This window comes from Belnapia sp. F-4-1 (assembly GCF_000802185.1).
Lineage (GTDB): Bacteria > Pseudomonadota > Alphaproteobacteria > Acetobacterales > Acetobacteraceae > Belnapia.
Window position 1 is genome coordinate 3,462,331 of sequence record NZ_KN676113.1, and the last position, 19,737, is coordinate 3,482,067.

Consider the following 19,737-nt stretch of genomic DNA (forward strand, 5'->3'; position numbering starts at 1 on the left):
TTCCGCTTCGGCGCGTCCGGCCTCAGCGAATGCTTGCCCATCGCCGATCCCGGCCCCACTATCAAGCGGCCACCAACTCCGATGGAGGATATCATGGCCTGGAAGAAGCCGCGGGTGACCGAAGTTTCGCTCGCCCTCGAAATCAACAGCTACGCCTGCGCCGAAATCGGCTGACCGCCGGTCTAGGCTAACGCAGCGCCGCGCCGGGGCACCCCCTCTGCGCGGCGCTGTCGCGACCGGCCCCTGCTTCTCACGGCGATGTCATCCCGCCGCCGCCGCTTGCCTGCGCATGCTCCCAGGCGAACCGCCGCGAAGGCGGAAGCGGGGAGGGACCCATGAAGCATTTCGCCATCCTGCTCGGCGCCGCCATCGCCGTGGCCACGCCGGCCGTTGCCCAGAACCAGGCCCAGAACCAAGCCCAGCCGGGCCGCGCCCCCACCAACACCGGCGGCGCCGTCCCCGGCGAGACCAGCCCCGCGGTCCGCCCGCCCCCGCCCGGCCCCGTGCCCAATGCTGGCCAGAACAACCTCGACCGCCTCGGCCAATTCCGCACCACCGGCACCTCGATGCAGATCGAGACCGTGCCGCAGGATGGCCGCCGCGCCGACGCGATCCGCCGCAACCTCGAATCCATCCGCCTGCCCGAGGGCTTCCGCATCGAGCTCTACGCCGTCGTCCCCGACGCGCGGCACATCGCGGTCGGTCCCTCCTCCGGCGTCGTCTTCGTCGGCACCCGCAAGCAGCGCGTCTGGGCCATCACCGACCGCGACCGCGACCGCGTCGCCGACGAGGTGAAGGTCTTCGCCCCCTCGGTGCAGTTCAGCGTCCCCAACGGCCTCTGCTTCTCGCCCGACGGCATCCTGCACGTCGTCGAGCACAACCGCGTCATCGCCTTCCCCGCGGCCGAGTTCTTCTACGAGACGCCGGACGTCGCCGCCGAAGTGGTCGTCCCGCAGGGCGGGCTCATCCCCGCGGCGGAGGAGAGCTTCAACCACGGCGCCCGCGTCTGCCGCATCGGCCCGGACAACAAGCTCTACATCTCGCTCGGCCAGCCCTTCAACGTGCCCGCGCCGGCCAAAATGGACGTCTACAACCGCGTCGGCATCGGTGGCATCGTGCGGATGGACCGCAACGGCCAGAACCGCGAGGTTTATGCGCGCGGCATCCGCAACAGCGTCGGCATCGCCTTCCGCCCGAACACCAGCGAGCTCTGGTTCACCGACAACCAGGTGGACGGCATGGGCGACGACACCCCGCCCGGCGAGCTGAACCGCATCACCGCCGCGAACCAGAATTTCGGCTTCCCCTGGTTCGGCGGCGGCAGCGTCCGCACCAACGAGTACCGCACCGCCCAGGCCCCGGCCGAAACCGTCCCGCCGGTCGTCGAGACCGCCCCGCACGCCGCGGATCTCGGCCTGACCTTCTACGAGGGCCGCATGTTCCCCGAGGAATACCGCGGCGCCATCTTCAATGCCCAGCACGGCTCCTGGAACCGCACGACGCCCATCGGCGCCCGCATCATGGTCACCTTCCTCAACCAGGACGGCACGGTGCGCGAGCACAAGCCCTTCGCCGAAGGCTGGCTCGATTCCGAAACCAACGAGTATCTCGGCCGTCCGGTCGACGTGGCGACGCTGCGCGACGGCTCCCTGCTGGTCTCCGACGACATGGCCGGCGCCGTCTACCGCATCTCCTACGACCGCCGCCGCTGATGCGGCTCGCGCTCCTGGGGCTGGCCCTCCTCCTGGCCAGCCCCGCTGTTGCCCAGGACGGCGACGCCCGCGCCGGCCGCCGCCTCGCCGGCGGCCGCTGCGCCGTCTGCCACGGCAATGACGGCATCGCGGTGCAGCCCGACGCCCCCAACCTCGCCGGCCAGAACCCCATCTACCTAGCCGCCCAGCTCCGCGCCTTCCGCGACAAAGTCCGCGTCCACGAGCAGATGAACCTCATGGCCGCCCCACTGAGCGAGGCCGACATCGCCAACCTCGCCGCCTGGTACGCCGCCATCGAGGTGACGGCCACGCCCCCGGGGCGCTAGTCTCCCCACATGCTTCGCGCCATCGTCCTCGGCGCCGCGGCCGGCGGCGGCTTCCCGCAATGGAATTCCGCCGGCCCCGGCTGCCTCCGCGCCCGCGCCGGCGACCCCGCCGTGCGCCCCCGCACCCAGGCCTCGCTGGCGGTGACAGCCGATGGCGAGCGCTGGGTGCTGCTCAACGCCTCGCCCGACCTCCGCACCCAGCTCCAGGCGACGCCCGCCCTCCACCCGCGGCCACGCGACGGCGCCATCCGCCACTCGCCCGTCGCCGCCGTGGTCCTGACCGGCGCCGAGGTGGACACCATCACTGGCCTGCTGACGCTCCGCGAAGGCCATCCCTTCGCCCTCTACGGCGCCCCGCAATCACTCGATATCATCGCCGCCAACCCCATCTTCCTCGCCGTGAACCCGGCCCTCGTCCCCCGCCGCCCGCTGCCGCTGGAGGCGCCGCTCCCGCTGACGGATGCCGCCGGTACATTCCTTGGCCTGACGGTCGAGGCCTATCCTGTCCCCGGCAAGATCCCGCTCTTCGCCGAGCAGGGCAGGGATCCCGGCCGCGCCGATGAGGGCGAGACCATCGGCCTGCGCCTCTCGGCCCATGGCCGCAGCCTCCACTTCATCCCCGGCTGCGCCGCGATGACCCCGGCCTTGGCCACCCGCCTCCGTAACGCCGACTGCCTCTTCATCGACGGCACCCTCTGGCGCGATGACGAGATGATCCTGGCCGGCGCCGGCCCCAAGACCGGCGGCCGCATGGGCCATATGAGCATCTCCGGCCCCGAGGGCGTCCTCGCCACCTGCCGCGACCTCGGCATAAGCCGTCGCATCCTGATCCACCTGAACAACACCAACCCCGTCCTGCTGGACGACAGCCCCGAGCGCGCAGCGGTCCATGCCGCCGGCTGGGAGGTCGCCGAGGACGGCATGGAGGTCACCCCATGACCGACGACCTGCTCTCCCCGGACGAGCTGCACGCCCGCCTCGAGGCGATCGGCGCCGAGCGCTACCACGTCCACCACCCCTTCCACCGCCTGCTGCACAACGGCAGGCTGACGAAGGCCCAGGTCCAGGCCTGGGCGCTCAACCGCTACTACTACCAGGCAAGCATCCCGGCGAAGGACGCCTCGCTCGTCGCCCGCCTGCCGACGCCCGAGCTCCGCCGCGAATGGCGCCGCCGCATCGTCGACCACGATGGCGACGGCACCCATCCCGGCGGCATCGAGCGCTGGTTGAAATTGACCGACGGCCTCGGCCTTGACCGCGACTACGTCACCTCGCTGCAAGGCCTTCTCCCCGGCACCCGCTTCGCCGTCGACGCCTACGTCAATTTCGTGAAGTCCCGCTCCATCCTCGAAGCCGTTGCCTCTTCGCTGACCGAGATGTTCTCCCCCGCGATCATCTCGGAGCGCGTCTCCGGCATGCTTCGCAATTACGAGTTCGTCTCCGAGGAAACCCTCGCCTACTTCACCCCCCGCCTGACCCAGGCCCCGCAGGACGTGGACTTCGCCCTCGGCTACGTGAAGCGCGAGGCCCGCAGCCGCGCTGAGCAGGAGCAGGTGCTCGCCGCTCTGCGCTTCAAATGCGACCTCCTCTGGGCCCAGCTTGACGCGCTCCACTTCGCCTATGTCGAGCCGGCCCTGCCCCCACCCGGCGCATTCAAGCCGTGAGGCCCGATACGGTCCCCCGCCTGGCCCGCGGCATGAAGCTCCGCGAGGACAAGGCCCGCGCCCAATGGGTCGTCCTCGGCCCCGAGCGCATGTTCGTCCCCGACGAGATCGCCCTCGAGGTCATCCGCCTGCTCGACGGCACCAGCAGCCTCGCCGCCATCGCCGACACCCTTGCCGCCCGCTACACCGCCCCCCGCGAGGAAATCCTCGCCGACATCACCACCATGCTGGACGATCTGGCCGCCAAGGGCGTTGTCACCGCATGACCGCCCCCCCGCTCGCCCTGCTGGCCGAGCTCACCCATCGCTGCCCCTTGCGCTGCCCCTACTGCTCCAACCCCACCGCGCTCTCCCGCCCAGGCGAGGAGTTGGACACCGCCACCTGGTCCCGCATCTTCGCGGAGGCCGCCGATCTCGGCTGCCTGCAGATCCACCTCTCCGGCGGCGAGCCCACCGCCCGCCGCGACATCCTCGACCTCACCCGCGCCGCGAGTGAGGCCGGCCTCTACACCAACCTCATCACCTCCGGCGTCCTGCTGAACGGCACCCGCCTCGACGCCCTGGCCGAGGCCGGCCTCGATCACGTCCAGCTCTCCGTCCAGGATGCCGAAGCCGCCTCCGCCGACCGCATCGGCGGCTATCGCGGCGGCCACGCGAAGAAGCTCGACTTCGCCCGCCTCGTCACCGAAGCCGGCCTGCCGCTGACGCTCAACGCCGTCGTCCACCGCCAGAATCTCGACCGCCTGCCTGCGATGATCGACCTCGCCCTCGACCTCGGCGCCGGCCGGCTGGAGGTCGCCCACGTCCAGTACTACGGCTGGGCGCTGGCGAACCGCGACGCCTTGATGCCCACCCGCGCCCAGCTCGACGCCGCGACGGCGACGGTCGAGGCCGCCCGCGCCGCCCATCGCGGCCGCCTCGTTATCGACTACGTGGTGCCTGACTACTACGCCACGCGCCCGAAATCCTGCATGGGCGGCTGGGGCCAGCGCTTCCTCGCTGTCTCCCCCGCCGGCCGCATCCTGCCCTGCCACGCGGCAGAGAGCCTTCCCGGCTTCGACTTCCCCGATGCCCGCGTGACCACCCTCCGCGAGGCCTGGGAAGCGTCGGAGGCCTTCAACCGCTTCCGCGGCACCGGCTGGATGCCCGAGCCCTGCCGAGGCTGCGCCCGCGCCGAGCAGGACTGGGGCGGCTGCCGCTGCCAGGCCTTCGCCCTCACCGGCGATGCGGGGGCGACCGATCCAGCCTGCGCGCTTTCGCCCCACCATGCCCTGCTCGCCCTGGCGCTGGACGCCTCCGACCGGGCAGGGGAGGGCTTCACCTACCGGGAGCCCGGCCGCTTGCCTCAGCCCACACCCGCCCCACCTCTAACCTGACGTCCCGGAGAGACAGCATGTTTATGCGCGCCGCCGCCACCACCGCCGCCGCTGCCACGACCACCGGCATGGTCGTCGCCAGCTTCGCCTTCCTCACCGGCCTCGGCCTCGGCGCCGCCGCCGTGGGCGGCGCCTGCCTCGCCCGCCAGGCGATGAAGCGCCGCAACAGCTGGAAGGACGACACCACCAGCATGCCCATGCCCACTACCGAGTCGATGCCCGACGAGGGCGAGCCCATGGCCGGCGCCAACCCCATCTGACCCGTCACGGCCGGGCCGGGTGCCCGGCCTTCGCCTCAGGCGCCGAGCGACGATCCGGGGCCCCGCCAAGCCGCGCGGCGGTTTCGCGGGAGTACCGGAGCAAACTCCGGTCGGATGGAAGCATCCGGTCGGAGTAATTGGCTCGCAAAAACGACAGCCGTTGGAGCGGGCTCCTCGAGCCGGTGCGGAGCAAACCGCTAGTCGGGGATGAGCGCCGTCGCCTCGATCTCGACCCGCGCCTCCGGCTCCACTAGCGCCACCACCTGCACCAGCGTCATCGCCGGGAAGTGCCGCCCCATCACGGCACGATACACGGGCCCGAGAGCCCGCAGGCTGTCCCGGTACTCCGCCATGTCGGCGACGTACCAGGTCATCCGCCCGATATGCTCCGGCCCGCCCCCCGCCTCGGCCAGCACGGCGAGGATGTTCCGCAGCGCCTGCTCCACCTGCCCGATGAAGCCCCCGGCGAAACGCCCTTCGGCATCCCATCCGATCTGCCCGCCGAGCAGCACGGTCTTCCCGCGTCCTGCCATGCCGTTCGCATAGCCTTTCGGCTGCGGCCAGCCCGGCGGCTGAAGGCTCACGAGGCTCACGCGATCTCTCCCCGGCGCAAGGCGAAGCGCTGCAGCTTGCCGGTTTCCGTCCGCGGCAGGCTCGCCACGAACTCCACCCGGCGCGGATACTTATAGGGCGCGATCTCCGCCTTCACATGCTCCTGCAAGGCGCGCACCGTCGTCGCATCGCCGACGGCGCCCTCGGCCAGCACGACGAAAGCCTTCACCACCATCCCCCGCTCGTCATCCGGCACGCCGACCACGCCGCATTCCCGCACCAGCGGATGCGTCAGCAGCGCCGCCTCCACCTCCGGCCCCGCGATGTTGTAGCCGGCCGAGACGATCATGTCGTCGCTCCGCGCCTGGTACCAGAAATACCCGTCCTCGTCCTGGATGTAGGTATCCCCGGTGATATTCCAGCCGCGCTCGACATACCGCGCCTGCCGCGGGTCATTGAGGTAGCGGCATCCCGTCGGCCCCCGCACCGCGAGCCGCCCCGCCACGCCCCGCGGCACCTCCTCACCCTCGGTATCGACAACCTTCGCCTCATAACCCGGCACCGGCAGCCCCGTCGCCCCGGGCCTGATCTCCTCCTCACGCGCCGCGATGAAGATATGCAGCATCTCCGTCGCGCCGATCCCGTCCATCAGCTTGAGGCCCGTCGCCTCCCGCCACGCCTCGAAGATCGGCTTCGGCAACACCTCCCCCGCCGAGACGCATTTCCGCAAGCTGGAGAGATCATGCTCCCCGGCCTTCGCCGCCATCGCCCGGTACGCGGTCGGCGCCGTGAAGCACACCGTCGCCCGGTGCCGCGCGATGGCCGGCAGCAAGTCATCCGGCGCGGCCCGCTCCAGCAGCACCGCCGTCGCGCCGACGCTGAAGGGGAACAGCACCAGCCCCCCGAGCCCGAAGGTGAAGGCCAGCGGCGGCGAGCCGATGAACACGTCGCTCGCCTCGGGCCGCAACACCTCCCGCCCATAGGCATCGCAGATCGCCAGCATGTCGCGGTGGAAATGCAGCGTCCCCTTCGGCTCTCCCGTCGTGCCCGAGGTGAAGCCGATCAGGCAGATGTCCTCGGCAGCCGTATCACAGGCGGTGAACTCCGCGCTCTCCCCGGCACAGAGCCCCTCCAGCTCCCCGTCCCCCCAATGCAGCACATGCGCGAGATCCGGCGCCTCCGCCCCGGCCAGCGCCTCGCGCAGCCTGGCATCGCAGAGCGCGTGGCTGATGCGCGCCTTCCGCAGCATCTGCCCTAGCTCCTTGGCGCGCAGCAGCGGCATGGTGGCGACGACGATCCCGCCCGCCTTCAGCACGGCGAAATAGGCTGCCACCATCCAGGCGGTATTGGCCCCCCGCAGCAGCACCCGGTTCCCCGGCACCAGCCCCGTCCGATGCACCAGCACATTGGCGATCCGGTTCACCCGCTCGGCGAGCTGCGCATAGGTCAGCGTCTCCGCCGGCGTCACCAGCGCCGGATGATCCGCCCGCGCGGCGAGATTCCCATCGAGCAGCACGCTCGCGCAGTTCAGCCTTGGCGGATACCGCAGCTGCGGCAGGGTGAAGCGGAATTCCGGCCACTGCTCCCGCGGCGGCAACCGCTCCCGCGCGAAGCCGTCCACATGCGCCGAGACGGTCTCCATCATCATGCCATCCATCGCCACCTCCCTGTCCGGAGTGCAGTCGGCCGGCTGTGCGTGATCCCTGTCAGTCGCCCTTGAAGACCGGACGCTGCTTGGCCGCGAATGCCTCATAGGCGCGGCGAAAATCCCCCGTGGTCATGCAGAGCGCCTGCGCGACGGCCTCGGCCTCGATCGCCTGCTCGACGCTCATCGCCCATTCCATCTGCAGCATGCGCTTGGTCATCGCATGGCCGAAGCTCGGTCCCTCCGCGATCTCGCTGGCGAGCGCCGCCGCCTTCCCCGCCAGCTCCTCAGGCGCGTGCACCGCGTTGAAGAACCCCCAGTTCAGCCCTTCCTCCGCGCCCATGCTTCGCCCGAGATAGAGCAGCTCGCTCGCCCGCCCTTGGCCGATGATCCGCGGCAGGATCGCGCAAGCCCCCATGTCGCACCCCGCCAGCCCGACGCGGTTGAACAGGAAGGCCACCTTCGCCCGCGGCGTCGCCAGCCGCAGGTCGGCGCTCATCGCAAGGATCGCCCCCGCCCCCGCCGCCACCCCATCGACCGCCGCGATGATCGGCTGCGGACAGGCCCGCATCGCCTTCACCAGCTCGCCGGTCATCGCGGTGAACTGCATCAGCCCCTTGGTGTCGCGCTCGATAAGCGGCCCAATGATCTCATGCACATCGCCGCCCGAGCAGAAATTCCCCCCCGCGCCGGCCAGCACGAAGACCTTCACCTGCTCCTCCCGCGCCGCCGCCCGGAACAGCGCGCCCAATTCCGCATAGCTCTCGAAGGTCAGCGGATTCTTCCGTTCCGGCCGGTCGAGCGTGATCGTCGCCACCGCTCCCTCGATGCCGAGCCTGAAATGCTCCGCCCGATACCCCGCCAGCGGAATCATGCGCCACCCTCCTGCAAACTCGCCGTCACGCTCGCCTTCGCCCGCCCGAGCAGCGTCTGCAGCGCCTCCCGCTCGGCGATGCTCAGCCCGCCCAGCAGCTCCGCCACCCAGCCCTCATGCGCCGCCGACTGCCGCGCGAATTCCCGCCGCCCCTTCGCCGTCAACCGAAGGCTCTGCGCCCGCCGGTCCGTCGCACTGACGCGCCGCTCGACCAGCCCCTCCTCCTCCAGCCGCGCGGCAAGCCCCGTGACATTGCCGTTGCTCACCATCATCCGCCGCGAGATGTCGCCGAGCGTCAGCCCGCCCGGATGCCGCTCGAGCTGCGCCAGCAGGTCGAAGCGCGGCAGCGTCGTATCGAACTCCGCCCGCAACCGTCGCCGGATTTCCGCCTCGATCAGATTCGTGCAGGTCAGCAACCGCAGCCACAGCCGCAGCTCGTCCTTGTGCCCCGGCGGCGCATCGGCGAGCGCAGTCTCGGCATCGAGCGGCATCACGCCTCGCCCCCCGCAACCGGCAGCGCTACGCCATTCACCGCCGCTGCCTCGGGCAAGCAGAGGAACAGCACCGCCGCCGCCACCTCCTCCGGCCGGACGAGCCGTCCCTGCGGATTGTGCCGCGTGAGTTCCGCCCGTGCCTCCGCCTCGCCCCGCCCGGTCTTCGCCATGATGCGCGCGACGCTCTCCGCCACGATCTCCGTCTCGGTGAACCCCGGACACACGCAGTTCACCGTGACCCCGCGCCCCGCCACTTCCAGCGCCAGCGCCCGCGTCAGCCCGAGCAGCCCATGCTTCGCCGCCGCATAGGCGGTGACGTAAGGATAGCCCTTCACCGCCGCAGTGGAGGCGATGTTGACGACCCGCCCATGCCCCGCCTCGATCATCCCCGGCAGCACCGCCCGGATCACGGCCGCCGCCCCCAGTAGGTTGACCCCCAGCATCCGTCCCCAGATCGCATCGTCGGTCCTGAGGAAGGGCGCACTCTCGGCGGCGCCGGCCGCATTCACCAGCAGCGCCAGGCGGGGCAGGGGAGGCACCACCCCCGCCACATCCCCCACGACGAAACCCGCCGCCGCCCCTGCTGCAACGGCCGCCCGCAACGGCCTCTCCCGCCGCCCGAGCACCGTCACCTCGGCCCCCGCCGCGCTCAGCGCCCGCGCGCAAGCCAGGCCGATCCCGCTACCCCCGCCGGTGACGAGCGCAGGCAGACCCCTCAATGCGGCGCTGCCATGATCCATGATGCTTGAAGCCTAAAACATCGTCCTCAGATCCCGCAACGCCCAATTCCGGTTGCGGCGGAAAATAGTTGAAGCCTAAACTATCCCGGTCAGCGGAGGCCTCTCCATGCGCATCGCGATCATCGGCGGCGGCCCCGCCGGCCTCTACTTCGCCATCCTGATGCAACGCGACTTCCCGAAGGCGCGCATCACCGTGGTAGAGCGCAACCGCGCCGACGACACCTTCGGCTTCGGCGTCGTCTTCAGCGACGCGACCCTCGACGCCTTCGCCGCCGCCGACGCGCCGAGCTACCGCGCCATCACCGAAAGCTTCGCCTACTGGGACGACATCGCCATCCACGCCAAAGGGGCGGAGCACCGCATCGGCGGCAACGGCTTCTGCGGCTGCTCCCGCCGCACCCTCCTGCTGCTGCTGCAACAGCGCGCCCGCCAGCTCGGCGTCGAACTCCGCTTCGGCGAGGAGGCCACGCCCGAGGACTTCCCCGATGCCGACCTCATCGTCGCCGCCGACGGTATCAACAGCCCCATCCGCACCCGCCACGCCGACCACTTCCAGCCCGAGGTCACCCTCCGCCCCAACCGCTTCGCCTGGATGGGATCGACGCGCCCCTTCGACGCCTTCACCTTCTTCTTCAAGGAGCGGCCCGAGGGCATCTTCATCGCCCATTGCTACCAGTACGAGGCCAATGCCAGCACCTGGGTCCTCGAGACCGACCCCGAGACCTTCGCCCGCGCCGGCCTCGACGCCATGGACGAGGCCGAAAGCGCCCGCTTCATGGAAGAGGTCTTCGCCGAGGAACTCCAGGGCCATCGCCTCATCACCAACCGCTCCGCTTGGCGCCGCTTCCCCGCGCTGAAATGCGCCCGCTGGACGCGCGGCAACCTCGTGCTCATCGGCGACTCCAAGGCCAGCGCGCATTTCTCCATCGGCTCCGGCACCAAGCTGGCGATGGAAGACGCCATCGCTCTCCACCAGTCCTTCCTCCAATCCGGCGACACGGCGGAAGCCCTCTCGCGCTTCGAGCACGGCCGCCGCGAGGATGTGGAAAAGACCCAGCACGCCGCCGATGTCTCCCTCGTCTGGTTCGAGCATGTGAAGCGCTTCTGGGACATGCACCCGACCCGCTTCGCCTTCGGCCTGATGACCCGCAGCAAAGCCATCACCTGGGACAACCTGTCGCTGCGCGCCCCGGAATTCGTCGCCGAGACCCAGGCGGTCTTCGCCGCGCAGGAAGGCGGCGACCCGGCAAAGCCGCCGATGTTCCAGCCCCTGCGCCTCCGCAGCATGGAGCTTTCGAACCGCACAGTCGTCTCGCCCATGTGCATGTACAGCGCGGAAGACGGCCTTCCCACCGACTTCCACCTGATGCATTACGGCGCTCGCGCCGTCGGCGGCGCCGGCCTCATCTTCACCGAGATGACCTGCCCCTCGGCTGAGGCCCGCATCACCCCCGGCTGCACCGGCCTGTGGAATGACGCGCAGGAAGCCGCCTGGACCCGCATCGTCTCCTTCGTCCACGCCCACGGCCCGACCAAGATCGCCCTCCAGCTCGGCCATGCCGGCCGCAAGGGCGCGACGAAACTCATGTGGGAAGGCATGGACCGCCCCTTGGAGCACGGCGCCTGGCCGATCCTCTCGGCGAGCTCCATCCCCTACCGTTCCGACAACCAGACCCCGCGCGCCATGACCCGCGCCGACATGGACGCCGTGAAGGCCGACTTCCTGGCCGCCGCCACGCGCGCCCTCCGCTGCGGCTTCGACATGCTGGAGCTGCACTGCGCCCATGGCTACCTGCTCGCCAGCTTCCTCTCCCCCCTGACCAACCGCCGCACCGACGACTACGGCGGCCCTATCGCCAACCGCCTCCGCTACCCCTTGGAGGTCTTCACCGCCCTCCGCGCCGTCTGGCCGGCGGACAAGCCGATGTCCGTCCGCATCAGCGCCACCGACTGGGCCGATGGCGGCATCTCCGATGCCGACACGCTGGCGATCGCCCGCGCCTTCGCCGCCGCCGGCTGCGACCTCATCGACGTCTCCACCGGCCAGACCGTCCACGACGCCGCCCCCGTCTTCGGCCGCATGTTCCAGGTCCCCTGGTCCGACATGATCCGGCAGGAGGCCGGCATCGCCACCATGTGCGTCGGCAACATCACCAGCGCGGATCAGGTCAACACCATCCTCGCCGCCGGCCGTGCCGATCTCGTGGCGCTGGCCCGCCCGCACCTCACCGACCCCAGCTTTACCCTCCGCGCCGCGGCGGCCTACGGCGTCGCCGACATCGCCTGCCCGCCGCAATACCGCTGGGGCAAGAACGCCCTGCTGCGCAACGCCGCCCGCGACCAAGCCGACCTGCGCGACCTCAGGCTGAAGGCCCGCCCGCGCAGCCATGCCCCCGGATTGCCGCTCGCCCGCGCCGCGGAGTAGCCTCGCACCGGTGCAGGGCAGGGGAGGGACCGGGATGATCCTCATCGCAGGCGGCGGCGTCGGCGGCCTCACCCTCGCGCTGATGCTCCACCGCCGCGGCATCCCCTGTACCGTCCTCGAGGCGGCGACGGAGGTGCGCGAGCTCGGCGTCGGCATCAACACCCTGCCGCACGGCATCGCCGAACTCGCCGAGCTGGGCCTGCTCCCCGCCCTCGACGCCGCGGCCATCCGCACCCGCGAGCTGCGCTACCTCAACCATCTCGGCCAGACCTTGTGGTCGGAGCCGCGCGGCCTCCATGCCGGCCATGCGATGCCCCAGTTCTCCATCCATCGCGGCCGCCTGCACGGCCTGCTCTGGCGCGCCGCCGCCGAGCGCCTGCCCGCCGGCGCGCTCCGCACCGGCGAGCGCCTCCTCGGCGTCGAGCAGGACGACACCGGCGTCACCGTCCACACCACCTCCGGCCCGCAGCGCGGCACCGCCCTGGTCGGCGCCGACGGCATCCACTCCGCCCTCCGTGCCCTGCTGCACCCGGAGGATGGCGGCATCCGCTGGCAGGGCATCCAGATGTGGCGCGGCGCCCTCGACTGGCCTGCCTTCGAGAGTGGCGACGTCATGCTCATCGCCGGCGACCTGAAGGCGAAGCTCGTCTTCTACCCCATCGGCCCCGGCAGCACGCCCGCCCACCGCCTGACCAACTGGGTCATCTACGCCCGCACCGCCACCGGCGAGGCGCCCCCGCCCAGGCGCGAGGACTGGTCCCGCCCCGGCCGCCTGCGCGACGTCCTGCCGCTCGCCCGCCGCCTGAAGCTGCCCTTCCTCGACATCGAGGCGATGATCCGCGCCTCGCCCATGCGCCTCGAATACCCGATGTGCGACCGCGACCCGCTCCCCTGGTGGACGGCCGGCCGCGTCACCCTGCTCGGCGACGCCGCCCATCCGATGTATCCCGTCGGCTCCAACGGCGCCTCCCAGGCCATCCTCGACGCCCGCTGCCTTGCCGACCTCCTGGCCAGCCAGCCCGTCCCCACCGCCCTCAAATCCTACGAGGCCGACCGCCTCCCGAAGACGGCGGCTCTCGTCGCCAGCAACCGCCGCGGCGGCCCCGAGCGCGTGGTCGACGTGGTCTGCGAACGCGCCCCCCGCGGCTTCACCCGAATCGAGGATGTGATCCCCATGGAAGACCTCGCCGCCATCGCCCGCGGCTACGCCCAGACCGCCGGCTTCGCGGTCGCCCGCTGATGCCCGGCACCATCCACGTCACCCACAGCGAGGCGCCCGAGACCGGCCGCGTCGCCCATCTCACCATCGACAACCAGGCCAAGCTGAACACGCTGAACCCGGAGCTGATGGCCGACTTCGTCGCCGCCATGGCCAGCCTCTCGGGCGACGACAGCCTGCACGCCGTGGTGGTGACAGGCGCTGGCCCCAAGGCTTTCATCGGCGGCGCCGACATCAACACCATGGCCGGCATCGCCACCGAGGCCGAGGCGGAGGCCTTCATCACCCAGGTGCATGACTGCTGCCGCGCCGTCCGCGCCTGCCCCGCCCCGGTCATCGCCCGCATCAATGGCTGGACCTTGGGCGCCGGCCTCGAACTCGCCGCCGCCTGCGATCTCCGCCTCGCCGCTCATTCCGCCCGCTTCGGCATGCCCGAGGTCCGCGTCGGCATTCCCTCCGTGGTGGAAGCGGCCCTGCTCCCGGGCCTCATCGGCTTGGGCCGCACCCGCCGCCTGCTCCTCCTCGGCGAAACCATCGACGCGGCTGAAGCCCTCGACTGGGGGCTGGTCGAGCGCACCTGCCCGGATGAAGCTCTCGACACCTCGCTCGCCGAATGGCTCGCCATGCTGGGCGCCGCCGGGCGGGAGGCGCTCCGCCTGCAGAAAGCCCTCATCCGCCGCTGGGAGGATCTGCCGATCACCGAGGCCATCGCCGCCGGCATCCCAAGCTTCGCCAGCGCATGGCGCACGGATGAACCCCGCCGCATGCTCGGCGCCTTCGCCCACAGGCGCCGGTAAGCCTTCCCGCGCCTGTGATGGTGCGATGCAGCGACATCGTCCGCTGCGATCCATTACCCTCCTGTGAGCCAAGGTTGGAACGCAGGAGACAATGTCGCCCGACCCCACCCCCGATCCCGCCACCGGCTGGCTGGCACTGCCGCGCTGCCGCGTCGGTGGCCAACTGCTGCCGCTGGTGCTGCTGCATCCCCGCTTCGGCATCGCCATCCAGGGCGGCCCGCCCGATGCCGTGGCGCTGCTTCGCCAGCGGCTCGAGCGCGCCCGCTTCCCGGCGATCTTCCCTGGCCACCTGCCGGTCGTCCGTATCGCGCCCGGCCAGCCGCCGGAGGCCGGCTTCGGCCCGAAGGCGCGGCTCGACCTGCCTGGCGGCGACGCCTGGCTCACCTGCGCCCGCCGCGTGCTGGAGCGCGACGCCCCGCAGGGCGAGGTGGTCCCCATCCCCTCCCGGCGCCGCCGTCACCGTCGCACCCGGCGCCTCGCCATCGCCGCCGGCCTCGCCGCCCTGCTGATCGGCGGCGTCACCTTCTCGGTTCTCGAAGCGGTGCCGGCGCAATCGACGCTGGTCACTGCCCCGCCCTGACGCGCGTTCAGCCCGGCGGCGGCAGGAAATCCACGGCGTATTCCGCGGCGATCCGCACCACCTCCGCCGGGTCGCCGAGATTGTGGATGCGACTGAACAGCTCGTAGAGCCCATGGCTCGGCGCCACCCAGAACAGCGCCGTCACCGGGCCGCCGGACTTGTTGAAGATGCCATGCGGCTGCCCCATCGGCATGCGGATCAGGTCGCCCTTGCCGGCCTGCTGCGTCTGCCCGTCGAGCATCAGCTCGAAGCGCCCGTCGAGGATGTAGATGAACTCGTCCTGCTCCCGGTGCACATGCGGCGGCACGAAGGTGCCGTCCGGGAAGTAGGTGTGGAAGGCGAAGGACGCCGCCGAATGCTGCAGCGGCTTGTAGGTCTGGCCGAGGATGTTCCAGGCCACGCCCCCTTCGCCCTCGCCCGCCGGCGTGATTCCGGCCGTCATCGGTTCCACCATGCTCGCCTCCTCCTCACAGATGCAGATAGGTCTCGCGCAGATCGGGCGACGCCGCCAGCGCTTCGCTCGTCCCCGACCATACGGTGCGTCCCTTCTCGACCACCACATGCCGGTCCGCCAGCCGCATCACCGCGGCCAGGTTCTTGTCGATGAGCAGGATCGCCTGCCCCTCCGCCTTCAGCGCCGCCAGCACCGCCCAGATCTCGGCGCGGACGAGCGGCGCCAGCCCCTCCGTCGCCTCGTCGAGCAGCAGCAGCCGCGGATTAGTCATCAGCGCCCGCCCGATCGCCAGCATCTGCTGCTCGCCGCCGGAAAGCTGCGACCCCATGTTCCGCCGCCGCTCGGCGAGCCGCGGGAAGAACCGATACACCGCCTCCAGCGTCCACCGCCCGCTCGCCCTCGCCGTGGCGGTGAGGTTCTCCTCGACGGTCAGCCGCGGAAACACCTGCCGCCCTTCCGGCACCAGCCCGAGCCCCATCCGCCCAATCCGGTGCGGCGCCAGCCCCTCCAGCGCCACCCCGTCCCACTCCAACCGCCCGCCCAGCACCCGCCCGCCCATCCCGGGCAGCAGCCCCATCACCGCGCGCACGGTCGTCGTCTTCCCCATCCCGTTGCGTCCGAGCAGGGTGACGACCTCCCCCGCGCCGATGGTCAGCGACACGCCCTGCAACACCTGGCTCTCGCCATAGGCGGCCCGCAGCCCTTCGACGACGAGGGTCATGCCGCTTCATCTTCCCCAAGATACGCTGCCCGCACCTCCGCATTCGCCCGGATCACCGCTGGCACGTCGGTCGCGATCACCCGCCCATAGACGAGGACGGAGATGCGGTCGGCGAGGGCGAAGACCGCCTGCATGTCATGCTCGACCAGCAGGATCGCATATCGCCCCCGCAACCCGCGCAGGATGCCGATCAGCCGCTCCGTCTCTTCCGGCCCCGCGCCCGCCAGCGGCTCGTCCAGCAGCAGCAGCCGCGGCCGCATGGCGAGCGCGATGGCGAGTTCGAGCTGCCGCTTCTCCCCATGCGACAGAAGCCCCGCCATCACCCCCGCCCGCGCCCCGAGCCCCACCTGCTCCAGCACCGCCATCGCCTCGTCATTGAGCGCCCGCTCCGCGGCCGCCGCCCGCAGGAACCGGAAGGACGACCCGCTCCTCACCTGCACCGCCAGCGCCGCATTCTCGAGCGCCGTGAACCCCGGCAGCACCGAGGTGATCTGGAAGCTCCGCGCCAGCCCCAGCCGCGCCCGCCGCGCCAGCCCCAGCCCCGTCACCTCGCGCCCGCCGAAGCGGATGCTCCCCGCGTCCGGCCTGAGCGTCCCCGAAAGCTGATGGATCAGCGTCGTCTTGCCCGCCCCGTTCGGCCCGATCACCGCATGGATCTCGCCCGCGGCGACATCGAAGGAGACCTCATCCGTCACCGCCAGCCCGCCGAACCGCTTCCGCAGCCCCGCGACGGCGAGCAGCGCCTCAGCCACGCCGCAGCACCCCGACCAGCCCACCCTTCAGGAACAGCACCGACAGCACCAGCAACGGCCCGAAGATCAGCCGCCAATGCTCGGTGAGATGCCCCAGCCACTCCTCCAGCAGCACGAAGCCGACGGCCCCCAGCACCGCCCCCTGCAGGGAGCCGAGCCCGCCGAGGATCACCATGAAGAGCAGGTCGCCCGACCTCTGCCAGGCGAGGTAGGAGGGCGCCACGAACTCCGCCGCATTCGCCAGCAGCACGCCGGCGAGCCCCGCGACCGCCCCCGCCAGGACATAGGCCACCAACCGATAGGGGTAAGGCGAGAACCCCACCGCCTCCACCCTGACCGGATTCTCCCGCGCCGCTCTGAGCACCCGCCCGAAGCGCGAGCCGAGCACCATCCGCGTCCCCAGCAGCACCAGCGCCAGCAGCCCGAGGCAGAGGTAGTGGAAGACCATCCGGTCCTCCAGCCAGCGATGCCCGAGCACCGTCATCCGCCCATAGAGCGTGTACCCATCATCCCCGCCATAGGCCGCCAGCGACGACGCGGTGAAGAAGGCCATCTGCCCGAAGGCCAGGGTGATCATGATGAAATGCACCCCGCTGGTGCGGATCGCCACCGCCCCCGTCGCCAGCGCGAAGAGGCTGGCGGCTGCCATCGCCACCGGCACCACGACCACGGCATCAGTCACACGCGCATCGTCGAGGACGACCACCGCATAGGCCCCGATCCCCAGCATCGCCGCATGCCCGAGGCTGACCAGCCCCGCCCCGCCCACCAGCAGCCACAGGCTGACGGCGGCCATCGCCAGGATCATCACCCGCGCCAGCAAGGTCAGCGAATACCCCTCGCCGAAGCCGAGGAAGGGCGCCGCCGCCAGCGCCGCCAGCACGACCAGCGCCGCGCGCATCAGCCCCGCACCGGAAACAGCCCGCGCGGCCGGACAGCCAGGATCAGCGCCATGGCGATGTAGACCAGCATGGAGCCGAGCGCCGCCCCAGCCTGCCGCGCCGGCGAGGCCGCCATCACCAGCCGCAGCAGATCCGGCAGCAGCGACCGCCCGAGCGTCTCGATGACGCCGACCAGCAGCGCCGCGATGAATGCGCCCCGCACGCTGCCGATCCCGCCGATGGTGATGACGACAAAGGCAAGGATCAGCACCGTGTCGCCCATGCCGGGATCGACCGAGAGCACCGGCGCAGCCATCACGCCCGCGAAGCCGGCCAGCATCGCCCCGAAGCCGAAGACCAGCATGAACAACCCACGGATGTCGACCCCGAGCGCCGCCACCATCGGCGCATGCGTCGCCCCCGCCCGCACCAGAGCCCCGACGCGTGTCCGCTCCACCAGCAGCCAGAGCAGTCCCGCGACCGCAAGCCCGGCGACGAGGATGGCGATCCGATAAACCGGGTACTGCAGCCCCGGCATCAGCTGCACACCACCTTCGAGCAGGGCCGGCACCGGCATCTGCAACGGCGCCGATCCCCAGATCGCCCGCACCGCCTGGTTGAGGAACAGGATCACCCCGAAGGTCGCCAACACTTGGCTCAGATGGTCCCGTTCATAGAGATGCCGGAACACCAGCCATTCCAGCACCAGCCCGCACAGCAAGGCCGCCGGCAAGGCCAGCACCAGCCCCAACCAGAAGCTTCCCGTCCAGGCCGCCAGGCTCGCGCCCAGATAGGCGCCCAGCATGTACTGCACGCCATGCGCCAGGTTGATGAAATCCATCACCCCGAAGACCAGCGTCAGCCCCGCCGCCACGAGGAAGAGCAGCACTCCGAATTGCAGCCCGTTCAGCCCCTGGACTAGCAGCAGGCCAAGGCTCATCGCATGCGGCACTCGGCGGCGTAGGGGTCGGTGTCGTGCGACAGCACCTTCCGCACCGTCTCGGTCTGGAACTTGCCGTCCGCCCGCTTCGCCACCTGGCAGAGCCAGAAATCCTGCACCGGATAATGGTTGGCGCCGAACTCGAACGGCCCCCGCACGGACCGGAACTGCGCCGCCCGGATCGCCGCCCTGAGCGCGTCCTTGTCGCCGAGCCGGCCGCCCACCTTGCGCACCGCGCTGTCCAGCAGCATCGCCCCGTCATAGGCCTGCGCCGCATAGGTCGCCGGCACGTAGTTATAGGCAGCCTCGAAATCCTTCACGAATTTCGCATTGGCCGGGTTGTCCATGTTCGGCGCCCAGGACGCCGCCGAGTAGAAGCCGAGCGCGGCCTCGCCCTGCGCCGGCAGCGTCGCCTCATCGACCGTGAAGGTCGAGAGGAACGGGATGTTGGCAAGCCCGGCCTGCCGGTACTGCCGCACGAGGTTCACCCCGAGCCCGCCCGGCATGAAGGTGAAGACCGCATCCGGCTTCGCCGCCGCGATCTTCGCCAACTCGGCTGAGAAGTCGAGCTGCGTCAGTGGGACGTAGACCTCGTCCACCACCTCGCCCTTGAAGCGCGACTTGAACCCCGCCGCCGCGTCCCGCCCCGCCTGATAGTTCGGCGTGAGGACGAAGACCCGCTTGTACCCGCTGTCCTGCGCCGCCTGGCCCATCACGCTGTGGACCTGGTCGTTGTTGTAGGAGGTTGTGAAGAAGTTCGGGTTGCACCCGCGCCCCGCGAGCGTCGAGGGCCCCGCATTGGTCGAGATCAGGAAGGTCCCCGATTCCGTCACCGGCCGGACGATGGCGGCGAGGATGTTCGAGAAGACCACGCCCACGACGAAGTCCACCTTGTCCCGCTCGATCGCAGCGCGAACCTTGGTGACCGCCACCTCCGGCCGCAGCTCGTCGTCGATGACCAGCACCTCGGCCGGCAGCCCGCCCAGCTTGCCGTCGAGATGCTTCAGCCCTTGGAGGAAGCCATCGCGCAGTTGCGTCCCGAGCGCCGCCTGCGGTCCCGTCTGCACCGCCACCAGCCCGATCTTCACGCCCGCCGCTTGCGCCCGCGCCCGCACCGCCGGCATCGCCAGCGCCACACCCGCGGCGCCCAGCACGCCCCGCCTGCCGATCCCTTTGGCGATCCCCGTCATCCCAAACTCCCCCCGGCTGATTGCTTTAAGCCTCAACCATATCGCTTCGCCACTCAAGCAGCTTCGCAGAGCCCGGGGCGAAGCAGAAGCCTCAGCGAGATCGGCCGTCCCCATCAGTTGCGCAATGAACGAATCC

General features: G+C 70.8%; 23 protein-coding genes. 12 read left to right on the forward strand and 11 right to left on the reverse strand.

The window, feature by feature from the left end; genetic code table 11:
• Positions 1–81 precede the first annotated feature (81 nt).
• The 8 genes from pqqA to LH62_RS16435 all read left to right on the forward strand — a co-directional run bounded on the left by pqqA (position 82) and on the right by LH62_RS16435 (position 5,337).
• Positions 82–174 (forward strand): pyrroloquinoline quinone precursor peptide PqqA, encoded by a 93-nt coding sequence (gene pqqA, locus LH62_RS16400; protein WP_043336367.1) that lies wholly within the window; start codon positions 82–84, stop codon positions 172–174.
• Positions 175–335: 161 nt separating this feature from the next.
• Positions 336–1,712 carry a sorbosone dehydrogenase family protein gene (locus LH62_RS16405; RefSeq protein WP_082012609.1) on the forward strand — a complete coding sequence of 459 codons (1,377 nt, stop codon included), beginning with the start codon at positions 336–338 and terminating at the stop codon, positions 1,710–1,712.
• Positions 1,712–2,038, forward strand: coding sequence for a cytochrome c (locus LH62_RS16410; protein WP_043363044.1), 327 nt, complete (start codon positions 1,712–1,714; stop codon positions 2,036–2,038). Before LH62_RS16405 ends, LH62_RS16410 begins: the two co-directional genes overlap by 1 nt.
• 9 nt (positions 2,039–2,047) lie before the next feature.
• Positions 2,048–2,977 carry a pyrroloquinoline quinone biosynthesis protein PqqB gene (pqqB, locus tag LH62_RS16415; protein WP_043363047.1) on the forward strand — a complete coding sequence of 310 codons (930 nt, stop codon included), beginning with the start codon at positions 2,048–2,050 and terminating at the stop codon, positions 2,975–2,977.
• Entirely contained in the window at positions 2,974–3,702 is a 729-nt protein-coding gene (gene pqqC / locus LH62_RS16420; protein WP_043363049.1) for a pyrroloquinoline-quinone synthase PqqC, read from the forward strand. The genes pqqB and pqqC overlap by 4 nt, the downstream gene beginning before the upstream one ends.
• Entirely contained in the window at positions 3,699–3,968 is a 270-nt protein-coding gene (gene pqqD, locus LH62_RS16425; protein WP_236552564.1) for a pyrroloquinoline quinone biosynthesis peptide chaperone PqqD, read from the forward strand. Before pqqC ends, pqqD begins: the two co-directional genes overlap by 4 nt.
• On the forward strand, positions 3,965–5,077 hold the full coding sequence (gene pqqE, locus LH62_RS16430) for a pyrroloquinoline quinone biosynthesis protein PqqE (RefSeq protein WP_052214584.1): 1,113 nt from the start codon (positions 3,965–3,967) through the stop codon (positions 5,075–5,077). The genes pqqD and pqqE overlap by 4 nt, the downstream gene beginning before the upstream one ends.
• A gap of 17 nt (positions 5,078–5,094) precedes the next feature.
• Positions 5,095–5,337, forward strand: coding sequence for a hypothetical protein (locus LH62_RS16435; protein WP_043363056.1), 243 nt, complete (start codon positions 5,095–5,097; stop codon positions 5,335–5,337).
• A 197-nt stretch (positions 5,338–5,534) separates the two neighbouring features.
• On the opposite strand, the gene LH62_RS16440 is transcribed toward LH62_RS16435, so the two are convergent.
• The 5 genes from LH62_RS16440 to LH62_RS16460 are packed head-to-tail and all read right to left on the reverse strand — an operon-like array spanning position 5,535 to position 9,642.
• The gene (locus LH62_RS16440; RefSeq protein WP_043363058.1) at positions 5,535–5,930 is read right to left on the reverse strand and encodes a RidA family protein; all 396 of its coding nucleotides are present in this window, start codon (positions 5,928–5,930) and stop codon (positions 5,535–5,537) included.
• On the reverse strand, positions 5,927–7,546 hold the full coding sequence (locus tag LH62_RS16445) for a benzoate-CoA ligase family protein (RefSeq protein ID WP_043363061.1): 1,620 nt from the start codon (positions 7,544–7,546) through the stop codon (positions 5,927–5,929). Before LH62_RS16445 ends, LH62_RS16440 begins: the two co-directional genes overlap by 4 nt.
• Positions 7,547–7,595: 49 nt before the next feature.
• Complete coding sequence (locus tag LH62_RS16450) at positions 7,596–8,408, reverse strand: enoyl-CoA hydratase family protein (protein WP_043363063.1); 813 nt, start codon at positions 8,406–8,408, stop codon at positions 7,596–7,598.
• Entirely contained in the window at positions 8,405–8,899 is a 495-nt protein-coding gene (locus LH62_RS16455; RefSeq protein ID WP_043363065.1) for a MarR family winged helix-turn-helix transcriptional regulator, read from the reverse strand. The genes LH62_RS16450 and LH62_RS16455 overlap by 4 nt, the downstream gene beginning before the upstream one ends.
• Positions 8,899–9,642: an SDR family NAD(P)-dependent oxidoreductase gene (locus tag LH62_RS16460; protein WP_043363067.1), complete on the reverse strand. Its 744-nt coding sequence runs from the start codon at positions 9,640–9,642 to the stop codon at positions 8,899–8,901. The genes LH62_RS16455 and LH62_RS16460 overlap by 1 nt, the downstream gene beginning before the upstream one ends.
• Positions 9,643–9,748: 106 nt before the next feature.
• Here LH62_RS16460 and LH62_RS16465 point away from each other — a divergent pair, with 106 nt between their 5' ends.
• The 4 genes from LH62_RS16465 to LH62_RS16480 all read left to right on the forward strand — a co-directional run bounded on the left by LH62_RS16465 (position 9,749) and on the right by LH62_RS16480 (position 14,663).
• Positions 9,749–12,067: a bifunctional salicylyl-CoA 5-hydroxylase/oxidoreductase gene (locus LH62_RS16465; RefSeq protein WP_043363068.1), complete on the forward strand. Its 2,319-nt coding sequence runs from the start codon at positions 9,749–9,751 to the stop codon at positions 12,065–12,067.
• A gap of 34 nt (positions 12,068–12,101) precedes the next feature.
• Positions 12,102–13,307: a flavin-dependent oxidoreductase gene (locus LH62_RS16470; protein WP_043363070.1), complete on the forward strand. Its 1,206-nt coding sequence runs from the start codon at positions 12,102–12,104 to the stop codon at positions 13,305–13,307.
• Positions 13,307–14,083, forward strand: coding sequence for an enoyl-CoA hydratase (locus tag LH62_RS16475; protein WP_052214585.1), 777 nt, complete (start codon positions 13,307–13,309; stop codon positions 14,081–14,083). The genes LH62_RS16470 and LH62_RS16475 overlap by 1 nt, the downstream gene beginning before the upstream one ends.
• 91 nt (positions 14,084–14,174) lie before the next feature.
• Positions 14,175–14,663, forward strand: a complete 489-nt coding sequence (locus LH62_RS16480; protein ID WP_043363072.1) for a hypothetical protein — start codon at positions 14,175–14,177, stop codon at positions 14,661–14,663.
• A gap of 7 nt (positions 14,664–14,670) precedes the next feature.
• Here LH62_RS16480 and LH62_RS16485 read toward each other — a convergent pair whose 3' ends face one another.
• From LH62_RS16485 to LH62_RS16510, 6 genes are read right to left on the reverse strand one after another with little or no spacing between them, the layout of a single operon-like run.
• Positions 14,671–15,117 (reverse strand): cupin domain-containing protein, encoded by a 447-nt coding sequence (locus LH62_RS16485; RefSeq protein ID WP_043363074.1) that lies wholly within the window; start codon positions 15,115–15,117, stop codon positions 14,671–14,673.
• Positions 15,118–15,130: 13 nt separating this feature from the next.
• A complete protein-coding gene (locus tag LH62_RS16490) occupies positions 15,131–15,838 on the reverse strand; it encodes an ABC transporter ATP-binding protein (protein ID WP_043363076.1) in 708 nt (235 codons plus the stop codon).
• Positions 15,835–16,590: an ABC transporter ATP-binding protein gene (locus LH62_RS16495; RefSeq protein ID WP_043363078.1), complete on the reverse strand. Its 756-nt coding sequence runs from the start codon at positions 16,588–16,590 to the stop codon at positions 15,835–15,837. Before LH62_RS16495 ends, LH62_RS16490 begins: the two co-directional genes overlap by 4 nt.
• A complete protein-coding gene (locus LH62_RS16500; protein WP_043363081.1) occupies positions 16,583–17,491 on the reverse strand; it encodes a branched-chain amino acid ABC transporter permease in 909 nt (302 codons plus the stop codon). Before LH62_RS16500 ends, LH62_RS16495 begins: the two co-directional genes overlap by 8 nt.
• Positions 17,491–18,411, reverse strand: a complete 921-nt coding sequence (locus LH62_RS16505; RefSeq protein WP_043363084.1) for a branched-chain amino acid ABC transporter permease — start codon at positions 18,409–18,411, stop codon at positions 17,491–17,493. Before LH62_RS16505 ends, LH62_RS16500 begins: the two co-directional genes overlap by 1 nt.
• A complete protein-coding gene (locus tag LH62_RS16510; protein WP_082012610.1) occupies positions 18,408–19,601 on the reverse strand; it encodes an ABC transporter substrate-binding protein in 1,194 nt (397 codons plus the stop codon). The genes LH62_RS16505 and LH62_RS16510 overlap by 4 nt, the downstream gene beginning before the upstream one ends.
• Between the last annotated feature and the right edge of the window lie 136 nt (positions 19,602–19,737).

Coding starts and splice junctions, on each gene's coding strand:
- pqqA (WP_043336367.1), top strand. CDS start 82: ATGGAGGATATCATGGCCTGGAAGAAGCCGCGGGTGACCGAAGTTTCG.
- LH62_RS16405 (WP_082012609.1), top strand. CDS start 336: ATGAAGCATTTCGCCATCCTGCTCGGCGCCGCCATCGCCGTGGCCACG.
- LH62_RS16410 (WP_043363044.1), top strand. CDS start 1,712: ATGCGGCTCGCGCTCCTGGGGCTGGCCCTCCTCCTGGCCAGCCCCGCT.
- pqqB (WP_043363047.1), top strand. CDS start 2,048: ATGCTTCGCGCCATCGTCCTCGGCGCCGCGGCCGGCGGCGGCTTCCCG.
- pqqC (WP_043363049.1), top strand. CDS start 2,974: ATGACCGACGACCTGCTCTCCCCGGACGAGCTGCACGCCCGCCTCGAG.
- pqqE (WP_052214584.1), top strand. CDS start 3,965: ATGACCGCCCCCCCGCTCGCCCTGCTGGCCGAGCTCACCCATCGCTGC.
- LH62_RS16435 (WP_043363056.1), top strand. CDS start 5,095: ATGTTTATGCGCGCCGCCGCCACCACCGCCGCCGCTGCCACGACCACC.
- LH62_RS16445 (WP_043363061.1), bottom strand. CDS start 7,546: ATGGATGGCATGATGATGGAGACCGTCTCGGCGCATGTGGACGGCTTC.
- LH62_RS16450 (WP_043363063.1), bottom strand. CDS start 8,408: ATGATTCCGCTGGCGGGGTATCGGGCGGAGCATTTCAGGCTCGGCATC.
- LH62_RS16455 (WP_043363065.1), bottom strand. CDS start 8,899: ATGCCGCTCGATGCCGAGACTGCGCTCGCCGATGCGCCGCCGGGGCAC.
- LH62_RS16460 (WP_043363067.1), bottom strand. CDS start 9,642: ATGGATCATGGCAGCGCCGCATTGAGGGGTCTGCCTGCGCTCGTCACC.
- LH62_RS16465 (WP_043363068.1), top strand. CDS start 9,749: ATGCGCATCGCGATCATCGGCGGCGGCCCCGCCGGCCTCTACTTCGCC.
- LH62_RS16470 (WP_043363070.1), top strand. CDS start 12,102: ATGATCCTCATCGCAGGCGGCGGCGTCGGCGGCCTCACCCTCGCGCTG.
- LH62_RS16475 (WP_052214585.1), top strand. CDS start 13,307: ATGCCCGGCACCATCCACGTCACCCACAGCGAGGCGCCCGAGACCGGC.
- LH62_RS16480 (WP_043363072.1), top strand. CDS start 14,175: ATGTCGCCCGACCCCACCCCCGATCCCGCCACCGGCTGGCTGGCACTG.
- LH62_RS16485 (WP_043363074.1), bottom strand. CDS start 15,117: ATGGTGGAACCGATGACGGCCGGAATCACGCCGGCGGGCGAGGGCGAA.
- LH62_RS16490 (WP_043363076.1), bottom strand. CDS start 15,838: ATGACCCTCGTCGTCGAAGGGCTGCGGGCCGCCTATGGCGAGAGCCAG.
- LH62_RS16500 (WP_043363081.1), bottom strand. CDS start 17,491: ATGCGCGCGGCGCTGGTCGTGCTGGCGGCGCTGGCGGCGGCGCCCTTC.
- LH62_RS16505 (WP_043363084.1), bottom strand. CDS start 18,411: ATGAGCCTTGGCCTGCTGCTAGTCCAGGGGCTGAACGGGCTGCAATTC.
- LH62_RS16510 (WP_082012610.1), bottom strand. CDS start 19,601: ATGACGGGGATCGCCAAAGGGATCGGCAGGCGGGGCGTGCTGGGCGCC.